A 13,484-nucleotide genomic window follows, 5' to 3' on the forward strand; every position below is an offset into this window, starting at 1 on the left:
ACGCCCATGCCCTCCGCCTTCCCGGTACCCGGCACCGCCGGGGAACCGGCCGCCGCCGTCCGCCGCGTCCGTACCGCCATGTCCGAGCAGACCGTGCCGTCGGACAGCCGGATCGGTCCGGACGGACGCGGAGTGGCGGTCACCGTCTACGGGCCCTGGGGCAGCGACGTCCTGATCGCACCGGTCGACGGCCCCGGACTCCCGCTGCCCACCGCCCCGTCCGACCCCGCCGGACGGTCCCGGCACACCCCGCGCTGGCTGCCCGACTCCCGGACGGTCCTGCTGGTCACCGAACCGGTGCGGCCCGGCCCCCCGGTGCTGACCGCCTGGGACACCCGGACCGGCGAACACCGCGAACTCGCCACCGTCCCCGGTGCGGTGGAGGAGCTGTACGTCTCCGACGACGGCACCGAGATCCTGCTGCTGGCCGCCGACGACGGGGCCGAGCGCGACGGGATGAACCTGGGGCTGCCGGTCCGGCTCGGCCCGGCCCCCGCACCGGTCTCCCACCACCCGGACGCCGGACGGCGCCGGCTGCTCCACGCCCCGCTCCGGCCCGCCGACGGGTCCGGGCTGCCCGCGCCCGTCGAACTGCGGGACGCCGGGCCCGCCGGGCTGACCGTCTGGAACGCCGCCTGGCGCGGCGGCCGCACCGCCGTGGCCACCGTCTCCGAGGAACCGCTGCCCGCCGGCTACTACCACGCGCGGCTGGCCCGGATCGACCTCGCCGACGGTTCCGCCGTCACCCTCCACGAACCCCTGGGCCAGCTCGCGGCGCCCGCGCTCGCCCGGGACGGACGCCGTGCGGCGGTCGCCGAAGGCATCTCCATCGTCGCGGGCCGCCCGCTCCTCCTCGACCTCGACGACCCCACCGCCACGGCCGTGCGAACCCCCGGCGCCGAGGACGTCACCTGGACGGGATTCCGCCCGGACGACGAGGACCGGCTCCTGACCGCCGGATGGAGCGGCACCGGAAGCCGGATCGCGGAGATCCGGGCCGGGGCAGTCACCGTGCTCCACGAGGAGCGGGCCGTGCTCGGCGGGGCCGGCGCCCAGCCCGCCCTCAGCCTCAGCGTCGACGGCCGGACCGCCGCGACCGTGCGCGAGGCCCCCGGCGAACCGCCCCGGGCCGTCGTCGCAGCCACCTCCGGCCCCGACGCCTGGGCCTGGCGGCCCGTCACCGCCCCGGACCCGGCCGCCGCCCGCCGCGCCGGGGGCCACGGCGACCTCGCCCGGCTCCGGACCCGCGACACCGTCTGGACCGCCTCGGACGGCACCCCCGTACACGGCCTGCTGCTCGACGACCCCGCCCCGAAGCCCGGCCCCCGCCCGCTCGCCGTGGTGTTGCACGGCGGCCCGTCCTGGCAGTGGTCCGCCGGATACGCCCCGGCCGACGTACTCGGACTGGCACCCGCCCTGGCCGCCGCCGGATGGCTGGTGCTCCTGCCCAACCCGCGCGGCAGCAGCGGCTACGGCCTGGACCACGCCCGCGCCGTCGTGGGCGCCTGCGGCGAGGTGGACCTCGACGACGTCCTCACCGGCGTCGCCCACCTGGTCGCCGGGGGCGAGGCACTGCCCGGCCGGTCCGCCGTACTCGGCCACAGCTACGGCGGATTCCTCGCCGCGCTCGCCGCCGCCCGCACCGACGCCTTCCGCGCCGCGGTCGTGGTCTCCGCCCCCACCGACTGGCTGAGCTTCGCCCACACCTCCGTCATCGGCGGCGGGTACGAGGAGACGTACGCCCTCGGCGACGCCCGCACCCCCGAGGGCCGCACCGCCCTCCTCGACCACTCCCCGCTCTTCGCCGAGGGCGGCGGCGCCACCCCCGTCCTCGTCCTGCACGGCGAGCACGACCGGATCACCCCGCCCGGCCAGGCGCACGAGCTGTACCGCGCCCTGGCCCGCCGCGCCGGGGCCCCCGTCGAACTGCACGTCTACCCCGCCGAGGGCCACGAGTTCACCGACCCCGCCCACCTGCTGGACGCCACCGCCCGCGCCGAGCAGTGGCTCGCCCGGCACACCGGCCCCGAGGCGGCGCCCCGCCACGGCACGAAGGACACCCCGTGACCGACACCGGCCTTCCCCCGGCCGCCCCGCCGCCCCCCTGGCACACCCGGCTGCGCGACGCCCTGCCCCTGCGCCATGTCGCGCGGCGGCTCGCGGGCACCGCCGGGCTGCTGCTCGTCCTCTCGCTGGCCGTCTTCGCCCTGCTCCGGTTCGCCCCCGGCGACCCCGCCCGTACCCTCCTCGGCACCCGCAGCGCCACCCCCGAGGCGCTGGCCTCCGTCCGGGCCGCCCACCACCTGGACGAACCCTTCGTCACGCAGTACGCGCGCTGGCTGACCGGCGCGTTCGGCGGCGACCTCGGCACCTCCATCCGTACCGGCGAGAGCGTCGCGGCCGCACTGGGCGAACGGCTGGCGCTCACCGGCCAGCTCGTGTCCGCGGGCTTCGCCGTCGCCCTGCTGCTGGGGATCCCGCTGGGCGTGCTGGCCGGGCTGCGCGCCCGGCGGCCCGTCGACCGCGCCGTACAGAGCCTCGGCGTCCTCGCCCTGTCCACCCCGGCCTTCGCCGGCGGCCTGCTCCTCATCTACGTCTTCTCCCTGATGCTGGGCTGGCTGCCCGCGTACGGGCCCGGCACCGGCGGCACCGACCGGCTGCTCCATCTGCTGCTGCCCGGCATCACCCTCGGCCTCGCCGTGACCGCCGTACTGATCAAGCTCGTCCGGGCCGCCGTCATCCGCGAACTGGCCCAGGAACACGTCACGTTCGCCCTGGCCCGCGGCGTGCCGACCCGCACCGTGCTCGTCCGGTACGTGCTCCGGGGCACCGCCGTGCCGGTCACCACCGGCATCGGACTCGTCCTCGCCTATCTGCTGGCCGGAACCGTGCTGGTCGAGCAGGTCTTCGCGCTGCCGGGGCTCGGACAACTCCTCGTCCAGTCGGTGACCTTCAAGGACATCCCCGTCGTCCAGGCCGAGGCGCTCCTGCTCGCCGCCCTGATCTGCCTCGCGAACCTCGCCACCGACCTCACCCACCCCCTGGTCGACCCCCGGCTGCGCACCGGCCACCCCCGCCGCGCCCCCGGCCGGACCGCACCGGACGAGCCCGCCGAGGTGACGGCATGACCACCCCCTCCGCCACCGTCGCCACCACGCCCGCGAAGCGGACCGGGCGGCGCCTGTTCGGCCCGCTCACCACCGTCTGCGCCGTGATCGCCGTCCTCCTGGTCGCCGCCGCCGTCGCCGGACAGTGGCTGTTCCCCGACTGGAACCGGCAGGACCTGCTGGCCACCGGCGCCATGCCCGGCGCCGGACACCTCCTCGGCACCGACGAACTCGGCCGGGACATCTGGCACATGCTGATCGCCGGGGCGCGCAGCACCCTCGCCGGGGCCGCCCTGGTCGCCGTCGGCTCCATGCTCATCGGCAATCTGCTCGGCCTGACCGGCGGCTACTTCGGCGGCCCCGCCGACACCGCCGTACGACGCCTGGCCGACCTGCTGCTGGCCCTGCCCGCCCTGCTCGTCACCATCGTCGTCGCCGGGATCGGCGGCGGCGGGTACGCGCTCGCGGTCGGGGTCCTGATCGTGCTGACCTCGCCCGGCGACATCCGACTGGTCCGGTCGGCCGTCCTGGAGCAGCGCCACCGCCCGTACGTGGAAGCGGCCCGGACCCTCGGCCTGCCCGCCCGGACGATCATGGTGCGGCACATCTGGCCCACCGTGCTCCCGGTCGTCGTGGCCAACACGATGCTCAACTTCGCGGGCGCGATCGTCGCCCTGGCCTCGCTCTCCTTCCTCGGCCTGGGCGTACCGCCCGGGGCCCCGGACTGGGGCCGGATGCTCGCCGAGAACCGCACCCTCCTGTACGACAACCCGGCGGCCGCCCTGGCACCGGCCGTCGCCGTGATCGTTTCCGCGGTCGTGGTGAACCTCCTCGGCGACCGGCTGTTCGAGTACTTCTCCGACCGGAGGCCCTGATGACCGAGGTCCACACCGCCACCGTGCCCCTCCTGGAGGTCACCGGCCTGCGGATCGCCACGACCGGGGCCGCGTCCGGACCCGCCACCGTCCTCGACGGGATCGCCCTGACCGTCGCCGCGGGGGAGTGCGTCGCGGTCGTCGGGGAGTCCGGCAGCGGCAAGTCGCTCGCCGTGCGCGCCGTCGCCGGACTGCTCCCCGAGGGCGTCGCCGTCACCGGCGGCACCGTCCGCCTGGCCGGCCAGGACGTCGGGCGACTGCCCCGCGCCGAACGGCACGCCCTGCGCGGCCGCCGGATCTCCCTGCTCATGCAGGACCCGTTCACCATGCTCCACCCGCAGCTCACCTGCGGACAGCAGATCGCCGACGGGCTCCGCGCCGACCTGCCCGCCCTCGCCGCGGCCCGCGGACGGCGCGCCCGCCGCGCGGCCCTGCGCGCCGAGACGGTGCGCCGGCTCGCCGAGGTCGGTCTCGCACCGGACGTCGCCGACCGCTACCCCCACGAACTCTCCGGCGGCATGCGCCAGCGCGTCGCCACCGCCGCCGCCCTCGCCGGCGACCCGGAACTCCTCGTCGCCGACGAACCCACCACCGCCCTGGACGCCGCCAACCAGCGAGCCGTCCTGGAACTCCTGCGCGGCCTGCTGGACCGGCGCGGCATGGGACTGCTGCTCATCACGCACGACCTCTCGGTCGCCTTCGCCACCTGCGACCGGGTCTACGTCCTGTACGCCGGGACCGTCCTGGAGGAGGGCCCGGCGGCCGACCTGCGCCGCGCCCCCCGCCACCCGTACACCGCCGCGCTGCTCGCCGCCGAGCCCTCGGCCCACGTACGGCACGAACGGCTGCCCACGGTCCCCGGCTCCGTACCCCCGCCGGGGCGGCGGACCGGCGGCTGCCCCTTCGCCGACCGCTGCCCGCACGCGGCCCCGGAATGCCGCACCACCGCCGTCACGCTCCGGGTGCCGCCCCCGCTCCCGGGCCGCCCGGACAGCGGCGAACGGCTCTCCGCCTGCGTACGGCTGGCCGGGATCGGCGCCGACCTCACCCCGCCGTCCCCCGTACCGGCCGCCCCCGGCACCGGTCCCGACGTGGCCGAGGGCGCCGTACCGGCCCTGCGGATACGCGGAGTGCGCCGCACCTTCCGGGACGGCGGCGACCCCGCCGTCCGCGACGTGGACCTGACCGTGCCCGCCGGGCGGATCACCGCACTGGTCGGGGAATCCGGCTCCGGGAAGACCACCCTGGCCCGCATCGCCGTCGGCCTGGAGACCTTCGACGAGGGCCGGGTGGACGTCGGCCCCGTTCCGCTGACCGCCGGACGGCTGCCCACCCGGGCGGAGCGGGCACGGCTCGCCCCGCAGGTGCAGATCGTCTTCCAGGACCCGTTCTCCTCGCTGCCCCCGCTGCGCACCGTCGGAGCCACCCTGGCCGAGGCGCTGACCGCCGCCGGCCGGATCACCGGCGGCTCGGCGGCCGCGCGCCGGGCCCGGCGCACCGAACTCGTCGGCCAGTTGCTCGACCAGGTCGGCCTGGAACGCTCCTACGCCGAACGGCGCCCCGCCGCGCTCTCCGGCGGGGAACGCCAACGGGTCGCCCTGGCGCGCGCGTTCGCCGTCCGGCCCAGGCTGCTGATCTGCGACGAGGCGGTCGCCGCGCTGGACGTGTCCGTCCAGGCCCAACTCCTCAACCTGCTGGCCGACATGCAGCGCACCGAAGGGTTCGCGGTGCTGTTCATCACCCACGACCTGGGGGTGGTGCGCCAGATCGCCGACGAGGTCGCGGTCATGGTCCGGGGCGAGCTGGTCGAACGCGGCACGGTGTCCGAGGTCCTGGACGACCCGCGTCATCCGTGGACCCGCCGCATGCTGGACGCCGTACCGGGCTTGGACCCGTCCGTGTCCCCGTCCTAAACTGACGCCCGCCCAGGCCCGTGCCACCGCACCGACGAGCCGGAGGAGCAGGGGCGCCGCCCACCGGGACCGCAGCCCGGCCGAAGGAGACGTCCGCGATGCCCGTGCCCCAAGGCCCGCCACCCGCCGCCGCACCCGCCAGCACCCCGGCGACGAACCGCCCGGCCACCGGCGACGTCGTCCGCACCGCGCTGTCGGTCAACCTCAACCGCCGCCGTCTCGCCCGGGGCTGGAGCCTGCGCGAGATGTCCGCCGAGACCGGGATCAGCAAGGGGCTGCTCTCCCAGATCGAACGCGGCGAGGCCAACCCGACGCTGGACGTCGTCACCCGCATAGCCGCCGTCCTGCGCACCGACCCCGCCGACCTGCTGCGCGGATCGCTGCGCGAACCGGAGATCCTGCGGGCCGGCGAGATCGACGAGCCCGACGGCGAGAGCGCCGTCAACCTCCTCTTCGCCGCGCACGGCCACAGCCGCTTCGAGGTCTACCGCTCCCGCCTCCACCCGCACGCCCAGAGCCAGATCAGCTCGCACGGCACGGGATCCGTGGAGTACGTCATGGTCGTCTCGGGCCGGGTCACCCTCGTCGTCGACGAGGTGCCCTACGACCTACACGCCGGGGACAGCGCCCGCTTCGACGGCCGGGTCAGCCACTACTACACGACCGAGGACAGCCCGGCCGCCACCCACAGCATCGTCGGCTACCCGCTCGGCTGACACGGGGGCGTCACGGCGCCCCGCGTCGGCCCTTCGTGGTGATCCATGTCCGGCGCCAACGGGCGATCATGGTCTGACCCGTTACTCAGAGCAGGTGCCGGTTGGGGGCTTGCGCGGCGTCCGCGTATTCCGGCAGGGCGACGACCATGACGTCGGCTTCTTCGAGGATCTCGATGCCTTCGGCATCGGTGACGAAGGTGTCGGGTTCGCTCCAGGCGGTGACGACGCGGTGGATGCCGGATTCCTTGATGAGCTGGGCGCAGGGGCGGGGGCGGGATGCCCGCTTGGCGCAGGGTTCGAGGGAGCTGTAGATCGTGGCGGTGGCGAGGCGGGGGTCGGTGGCGGGGAGTTTGGCGAGGGCGCCTTCTTCGGCGTGGTCGTGCGGGTCGTTCTCGCGGGAGTAGCCGCGGGCGAGCTCGGTTCCGTCGGCGGCGACGATGACGGCCCCCACACTGAATGCGGTGACCGAGGGTGGGCAGCAGGTGGCCAGCTCGCAGGCGAGGGCAAGCCAGGCCCGGTCCGTCGCCTCGGCTGTACGGCCGGTGCCGGGTGGACCGGCTTGAAAGGGCGTGCTCATCGGGGCTCCGTCGATGTGTCCTTGGGCGCGTACCTCAGGAGTACCACGTCGTTGATCCGACGGACTTCGAGGAGCCTGAGTCGCGCGGTCGGACCACCGGGGTATCCGGCCGGGCCGAACATGCGTACCGCGTCCGGCTGGCCGACCAGCAGTGGGGCGACGACGAGTTGCAGCTCGTCGGCGAGTCCTGCCTCAAGGAGTTGTGTGTGGATGGTGCCGCCGCCTTCGATCATGAGCCGCTCGACGTCGTACACCTCACCGAGGAGGCCGAGTGAGGTCGGCCAGACGGCCTCGGCAGGGATGCTCCGTACGGTGGCCAGGTTGCCGAGGTTGGCTCGGGCCTTCGTGGCGGCCTCATCCCCGACGGCCAGGACGAGCTTGTCGCCGCCGTGGTGCCAGAACTTCCAGTCCGGGTCGAGATCGCCCGTTCTCGTGAGGGTGACCTTCAACGGGTACTCCGGCTTGCCAGCGGCGACCCGGGACGCCCTGCGCTCGGCAGAGTTGACGAGGAGGCGGGGGTTGTCGGCGCGGAGTGTTCCAGCGCCGACGAGGATGGCGTCGACGTCGGCTCGTACGGAGTCGACCCGGTCGAAGTCGTCCTGGTTGGACAGCAGCAGCCGTGCCTCGCCCGGACGGGTGTCGAGGTGGCCGTCAATCGATACGGCAGCGGACAGCAGGACGTAGGGGCGGGACACGCTATCTCCAGATCTCCAGAAGGTGCGCACGGGTCGGGTCAGGCTGGATGCAGAACGATACGGTCGAGCGCGGACCGGAATTCGGCTACGTCGTCCTCACCGACTGCCGGGGCCAATGCCTGGTCGAGCCGGTCGAGCTGAACGAAGATCCGTGCGGAACCGGTTTCGGCAGCGATTCCCACAGCCTGCCGGCCGATTCGTGCGGCCAGTGTCACGTTGCCGGTACCCGCGTGGGAACGGGCGGCGCGGGCGAGATAGACGCCACGGTCCCGCCGGTATGTGGAAGGAAGCACCGTGAGAGCGGCGTCGAAGCCCGCTGCGGCCCGTTCGTAGTCGCCGAGCGCGGCGAGCGAACGGGCTCTGGCAGTGTTGATGTAGGCCGTGTCGAGCCATGAGCCCCACACACCATCGCTATCCGATCGGCCGAGCATCAGGAGTGCGGTGTCGTACGCCCTGTGTGCTTCGTCTCCTTCGCCGAGCACGGCATGTGCGTGTGCTGCGTGCAGGACGGCGATGACTTCGAGCCGGCTGCCGGGCCGGGCCGTGCGTCGGGCGGCGGAGGCGAGCCCGAGGGCATCGATGGGATGCCCGGTGTCGACCGCGAGCTGAGCCTTGCGGGCGAGTACGTACGCGGTGAGGTTCGTATCGCCTGCGACGTGGGAGGCGTCGAGTGCTTTCGCCGTGTGGCCGTGGGCGGTACGTGTGTCGCCGATGTCCTGGGCGAACCAACCTGCCAGCTCTTCGTAGCGGGTTTCCAGCCCGCGAAGCCTCACGGCATCGGCGCCCCGCGCTGCCCGGCGTCTGGAAACGAGGTGGGCGAGATGTTGCTGTAACGCGGGCAGCACGTGGCGGGGGCCGATGAGGTTGTCGGTCTGGATCAACGTCCGGCGGAGCAGTGCGAAGTATTCGATGGGCGAGCCCATGTCCGCGAGTTCGGCGATGGTTGCCACTGTTGGGGCTGAGAGGGCCGATGCCGCCAGGCCAGCGATCCCGGAGGCGAGAACGGCACGGCGGGGCATGGGCACGAAGTGGATCCTTCCGAGGATTCGAGCGGGGACGACGACCAAGCTCGCCTCGTCATCCAGTGAGCTTGGCCGACTGGGCACGTACATGGCCAGAGGTGTCCTGTTGCTGGCCCCATGGCCCAGTCCATTGGCCCCATGGGCAGTTGTCTCACCTCTGGACAGGAGAACCGATCCGTTCTGGGGAGCCTGGCACTCTGCCTCGTCCCAGTGACGCACCAATGCGCCTGCGGTGTCGAGCACTCTGTCGAGGACGACGGCTGCCTCCCGTGGGACGGGACGTTCGGCGCGTTCGAAGCGCCCGAGATGAGAGCGGTCGATCAGCGCCTTCCGGGCGAGGACCTGTTGTGACATGCGGCGGGCCTCACGGAACTGGCGAAGTTCGTAACCCCACCGGTGCCACGGGCCAGCACCGGGAGTCAGCTCATTCGGTCGCTGCCCCATGCTTCCCCCACTGCCAATTTCGGGTTGCCCTGTGGATTGATGCCATCGGGAAGGCCGCATCCCGACGGGGCCTGCGGAGCCAGCTCGTGGGGCTCCATCCAGAGGCTCCCGAGCAGGCGCTCGAGCCGCTTTCATCGTCCGTACGAGCTGATCACACGGTATCCGAAGGGTCCACGTGGTGCTCCGGAACCGCGTCGTGAGACGCGAGAGTCAGCGATCCTATCCCGCGCTTCTTTCTCATTTGGGAGGCACATCATGTCCCTGGCGCTCCATCCGCACAGCAGATCTGCGTGGGCTGACCTGCCCAACGCGAGTGGGCTCGGCACGGATTCATGCGCTGGCCTGGGGGAGCCCCGTTCCGGCAGAGGCCCGTGGTGAACGGCAAGCCGCCGCCCGGGGCGGTGGTCGACGGGGTCGACTTCGGCCGTTGGTCCGTCGTGCTGTGCAAGCCGGACGCGGTGGAACGCGGTCTGGTCGACGCCGTCCTGGAGCGGATTGCCGCGACGGGCGCCACGATCGTGCACCGTGAGCAGATCGTCGCGGGGGCCTGGCAGGCCCACGTCCACTACTGGGACCTCCTGGTGGACCGCGACTGGTTCCCCGGCCGGGACATCCCCGCGTGCCTGGACGCGGAGTACGCGGGGCGGACCGTGGTCGTCGCGCTCGCCCACGGTGCCTCGGGCATTCAGGCCCGGCTGCGGGCCGTGCTGGGCCACTTCGACCCCACCGAGGCCGCGCCGGGCACGATCCGCGGCGACCTCGGCGACGACAGCCTCCGCGCCGCGCTCGCGGAGAGCCGGCTCGTGCGCAACCTCGTCCACACCAGCGACGACGAAGCCGCCGCCCGTCGTGACTTCGGCACCTGGTTCGGCGCCGGCCGCCGTGACCTCCTTGCTCCGGTCCTTCCTGTACAGAGCACGTCCGTCGAAGCCTGACTCCCACCTGGAGACCCTGATGAGCATGCCCGTCACCGGCGCCCGGCGCGCCCTGCCGATCCTCACCCCCGACCAGATCGGCGGCCTCAAGCAAGAACTCGCCGACGTCATCGAGTACCGGAAGTCGGGACTCTCGCTGAACTGGATCGTCGGGTGCCCGCTCGACTGCGGCTACTGCGTGCGCCATCTCTTCGACAACTTCGAGATGAAGGTCCCCCGCCGCCTGATGAGCGACGAGGAAGCCGTCCGTCGCCTCGTAGGCCACCCGTACTTCCGCCCGCACCGGACCCCGATCCAGCTGCTGAACCGGGCCACCGACCCGATGCTCCCCGTTGTCAAGCCACATCTCTTCCACGTGCTGCGTCAGCTCGACGACCAGGGGCTGACCAACCACGTCCTGATCATCACCCGCTGGCGCGTTGATCCTGTGGACTGCGCCGTCCTGAACAGCTTCACCCATCTGCGGCTGACCGTCCTGGTCACCCACTCCGGCATCGACAACCCGGCGATCGAACCGGTGGACAGCAACATCGCCGCCGCGTCCCTGCGCACCCTTCACATGCACGCCGAGCGGTACCGTACCGTCCTGTACTGGCGCCCCATCGTGCCCGGCCTCAACGACACCGGCCAACACATCGCCCGTGCCAAGGAGTTGTCCCAGCACGCTCACGCGACCGTCTTCACCGGGTTGTTCTTCCGCAAGGAGATCGCCGCGTACTACGAGGCGCACGGCCTGGAGATGCCGTACGAGGACACCGCCCGGCGCAAGATCATGCCCGAGGCTGCCGAGCGCCGGTTACTGGCCGCCTTCGAGGAGGACACCTCCTGGGGGCCGCTGTTCCGCAAGACCTCGTGCGGTGTCGCCTACGCGCACGGAGAGGCCGACTACAACGGGCACTACGGCATCCGCGAACTCTGCGACATCTGCCCGCCCGAACAGATCGCAAGGTGCGAGTCCGCATGGGTCCGGCCGGACCTGAACGCCGTCACGCGGGAGGCACGGGGGCTCGGCGCGAGCGGCGAGATCGAAGTCAATGACCGGGCCATCGTCGTTGAGGGGTTGGACGAACCGCCGCGCTACTACCTCCAGCACGGCTTCGGCTACCAGTGCCACGACCGAGCCAAGCCCCACCACCACCGCCAGCACGGCCGCGCCGACATCGGCTGGACGGCGGAGAACGGAACACCGACCCCATGAACTTCTCCTCCTGGCCCCCGCTCCTTGTCGTCGACGTCGAGGGCAACGGCACCAACCCGCCCGACCTCGTCGAGATCGCCGCGCTCCCGGTACGCGACGGACATCCCGACACCAGCACGGCGGGTGCCTGGCTGATCAGGCCCGCTCGCCCGGTGACACCGTTCGCGGTACGGGTGCACGGCCTGACCAACCAGGTCCTGGCCGACAAGCCGGGCTGGGAGGAGACCAAAGACGCGGTCCACGCCCTTCTCGGCACGGCGTGGATCGCCGCCCACCACGCGCACGTCGACTACCGGGCCCTGACCGCACACCTCCCGCAGTGGAAGCCGGCCGGGGTCATCGACACCCTCCGGCTGGCCAAGGCCACCTATCCCGACCTGCCGAAGTACGGCTTGGACGCGCTGATCGAGCACACCGCCCCCGACCTGAGCCAGGCCCCCGCCCAGCGCCACCGTGCCACGTACGACGCCTACGCGACCGCGCAACTCCTCATCACCATGGCCGACCACTACGAGACCTGGGACCAGCTTGTGGCCGCCGCCGTACCGCCCGGCCTCCCCGGCGCACCCGAACCCGAACAGGAGTCCACCCTGTGGTAATTACCCACCGCTCCATCCGCATCGGCGTGATGGGCACCCACTCCACCGGCAAAACCCTGCTGTTGCGCCGGATCGAGAGGGAACTGTTCGCCCGGGACATCACCGTCGCGCGCACCGGCCAGCTCGGCCGGCGCGCGGCGCTCGTCCCGCTGCCCAAGATGATGCACCACACCGCGGACTCCACCCGGTGGGTCATCGCCACCGGGATCGCGGACGAAGTCGCCGCCGCCGCACGCCCGGTCGGGGACACCTCTGTACAGGTCGTCCTCGCCGACCGGGCCTGCTGGGACGCGATCGGCTACTTCCGCGCCGCCCAGGAATGGAGCGGCCGGACCACACACCGCACCGAACGCGAAGCCCTGCACCAGCTCGCCGCCGCGAACCCCCCGTACGACCTCCTCCTCACCACCGTCCTCGACCCCCACCTCCCCGTCCGGCGCAAGCACGACTACGACCCCCGGTACCGGCAGCTGGTCGACCACCACACCCACGCCCTGCTCCGCGAGGAGAACCTGCCGCACCTGCGGGTCACCAGCGACGAAACCAGCCGGCAGCACGCCATCGACCGAGCCGTCGAACTCTGCCTCACGGAGACGCCGGTATGACCACCCAGCCACCCGGCGGCACCGTCGACATCGCCGGAAAGACCGTCTCCCGCCTCGGCTTCGGCACCATGCGCCTCACCGGCCCCGGCACCTGGGGCGACCCCGACAACCGCGACCGGGCCATCGGCATGCTGCGCAGCGCGGTCGACGCCTTCGGTATCACCCACCTCGACACCGCCGACGCCTACGGCCCTCACACCGTCGAGCACCTGATCAAGGACGCTCTCCACCCCTACCCGGGCAACCTCCTGATCGCGACCAAGGTCGGCTTCGCGAGACCGGCACCAGACGTGTGGGTGCCGCACGGCCACCCGGTCTACCTCCGTGCCTGCGTCGAAGCGAGCCTGCGCCGCCTCGCCGTCGAACGGCTCGACCTGTGCTACCTGCACCGCATCGACCCCGCCGTCCCCCTCGCAGACCAGCTCGGAACCCTCGCGGAACTGCGCGACGAAGGGAAGATCGGGCACATCGGCCTCTCCAAGGTCACGCACGACGACTTCACACTGGCCCGCAAGCAGATCCCCGTCGCCGCGGTTCAGAACGTACTGAACATCCACACCCGCTACGACGCAGTCCTGGAGGCGTGCATCGACGCGGAGATCCCCTACGTCGCCTACCGGCCGCTCGACGCGGGAGCCGCACTCCTGGACAGGGACGCGACCGGCCCGCTGTGCTGGCTCCTCGCCCGCGCCCCGAACATCGCCGTCATCCCGGGAACCAGCAAGCCGGAGCACCTGGCCCGCAACGTCAAAGCCATAACCGGGAGCCGAGCATGACGCTCCTCGCGGCTCCGGTTGT

Annotated in this window: 11 protein-coding genes and 2 pseudogenes; 10 read left to right on the forward strand and 3 right to left on the reverse strand. The window is 72.6% G+C overall.

All coding sequences use genetic code 11. The annotated features are described in order from the left end of the window. The first annotated feature begins 6 nt into the window (after positions 1-6). The 5 genes from ACF08W_RS00390 (at position 7) to ACF08W_RS00410 (ending at position 6,611) form a co-directional block, all read left to right on the forward strand. A complete protein-coding gene (locus tag ACF08W_RS00390; protein ID WP_392277893.1) occupies positions 7-2,067 on the forward strand; it encodes an alpha/beta hydrolase family protein in 2,061 nt (686 codons plus the stop codon). Then, positions 2,064-3,128: an ABC transporter permease gene (locus ACF08W_RS00395; RefSeq protein ID WP_392277894.1), complete on the forward strand. Its 1,065-nt coding sequence runs from the start codon at positions 2,064-2,066 to the stop codon at positions 3,126-3,128. The genes ACF08W_RS00390 and ACF08W_RS00395 overlap by 4 nt, the downstream gene beginning before the upstream one ends. After that, entirely contained in the window at positions 3,125-3,982 is an 858-nt protein-coding gene (locus ACF08W_RS00400) for an ABC transporter permease (protein ID WP_392277895.1), read from the forward strand. The genes ACF08W_RS00395 and ACF08W_RS00400 overlap by 4 nt, the downstream gene beginning before the upstream one ends. Next, complete coding sequence (locus ACF08W_RS00405; protein ID WP_392277896.1) at positions 3,982-5,895, forward strand: ABC transporter ATP-binding protein; 1,914 nt, start codon at positions 3,982-3,984, stop codon at positions 5,893-5,895. The genes ACF08W_RS00400 and ACF08W_RS00405 overlap by 1 nt, the downstream gene beginning before the upstream one ends. Before the next feature lie 98 nt (positions 5,896-5,993). After that, complete coding sequence (locus ACF08W_RS00410; protein WP_392277897.1) at positions 5,994-6,611, forward strand: helix-turn-helix domain-containing protein; 618 nt, start codon at positions 5,994-5,996, stop codon at positions 6,609-6,611. Positions 6,612-6,696: 85 nt separating this feature from the next. Here the strand turns inward: ACF08W_RS00410 and ACF08W_RS00415 are convergent. The 3 genes and pseudogenes from ACF08W_RS00415 to ACF08W_RS00425 all read right to left on the reverse strand — a co-directional run. Further along, positions 6,697-7,883 (reverse strand): annotated as a pseudogene (locus tag ACF08W_RS00415) (dihydrofolate reductase family protein). A gap of 38 nt (positions 7,884-7,921) precedes the next feature. Next, complete coding sequence (locus ACF08W_RS00420) at positions 7,922-8,908, reverse strand: DNA-binding protein (RefSeq protein WP_392278339.1); 987 nt, start codon at positions 8,906-8,908, stop codon at positions 7,922-7,924. 216 nt (positions 8,909-9,124) lie between these two features. Then, a pseudogene (locus ACF08W_RS00425) lies at positions 9,125-9,484 on the reverse strand (helix-turn-helix domain-containing protein); the annotation flags it as partial. A 239-nt stretch (positions 9,485-9,723) separates the two neighbouring features. On the opposite strand from ACF08W_RS00425, the gene ACF08W_RS00430 reads away from it, so the two are divergent. Genes ACF08W_RS00430 through ACF08W_RS00450 form a run of 5 tightly spaced genes read left to right on the forward strand, consistent with a single transcriptional unit; the run spans position 9,724 to position 13,462 of the window. Continuing rightward, positions 9,724-10,284 carry a nucleoside-diphosphate kinase gene (locus ACF08W_RS00430; protein ID WP_392277898.1) on the forward strand — a complete coding sequence of 187 codons (561 nt, stop codon included), beginning with the start codon at positions 9,724-9,726 and terminating at the stop codon, positions 10,282-10,284. Positions 10,285-10,303: 19 nt separating this feature from the next. Then, positions 10,304-11,482 carry a radical SAM protein gene (locus tag ACF08W_RS00435; RefSeq protein WP_392277899.1) on the forward strand — a complete coding sequence of 393 codons (1,179 nt, stop codon included), beginning with the start codon at positions 10,304-10,306 and terminating at the stop codon, positions 11,480-11,482. After that, complete coding sequence (locus tag ACF08W_RS00440) at positions 11,479-12,081, forward strand: exonuclease domain-containing protein (RefSeq protein WP_392277900.1); 603 nt, start codon at positions 11,479-11,481, stop codon at positions 12,079-12,081. Before ACF08W_RS00435 ends, ACF08W_RS00440 begins: the two co-directional genes overlap by 4 nt. Further along, entirely contained in the window at positions 12,075-12,686 is a 612-nt protein-coding gene (locus tag ACF08W_RS00445; protein ID WP_392277901.1) for an AAA family ATPase, read from the forward strand. The genes ACF08W_RS00440 and ACF08W_RS00445 overlap by 7 nt, the downstream gene beginning before the upstream one ends. Further along, on the forward strand, positions 12,683-13,462 hold the full coding sequence (locus ACF08W_RS00450; protein ID WP_392277902.1) for an aldo/keto reductase: 780 nt from the start codon (positions 12,683-12,685) through the stop codon (positions 13,460-13,462). Before ACF08W_RS00445 ends, ACF08W_RS00450 begins: the two co-directional genes overlap by 4 nt. Positions 13,463-13,484 lie beyond the last annotated feature (22 nt).

Source organism: Streptomyces sp. NPDC015144, from assembly GCF_043079735.1.
Classification (GTDB): domain Bacteria; phylum Actinomycetota; class Actinomycetes; order Streptomycetales; family Streptomycetaceae; genus Streptomyces.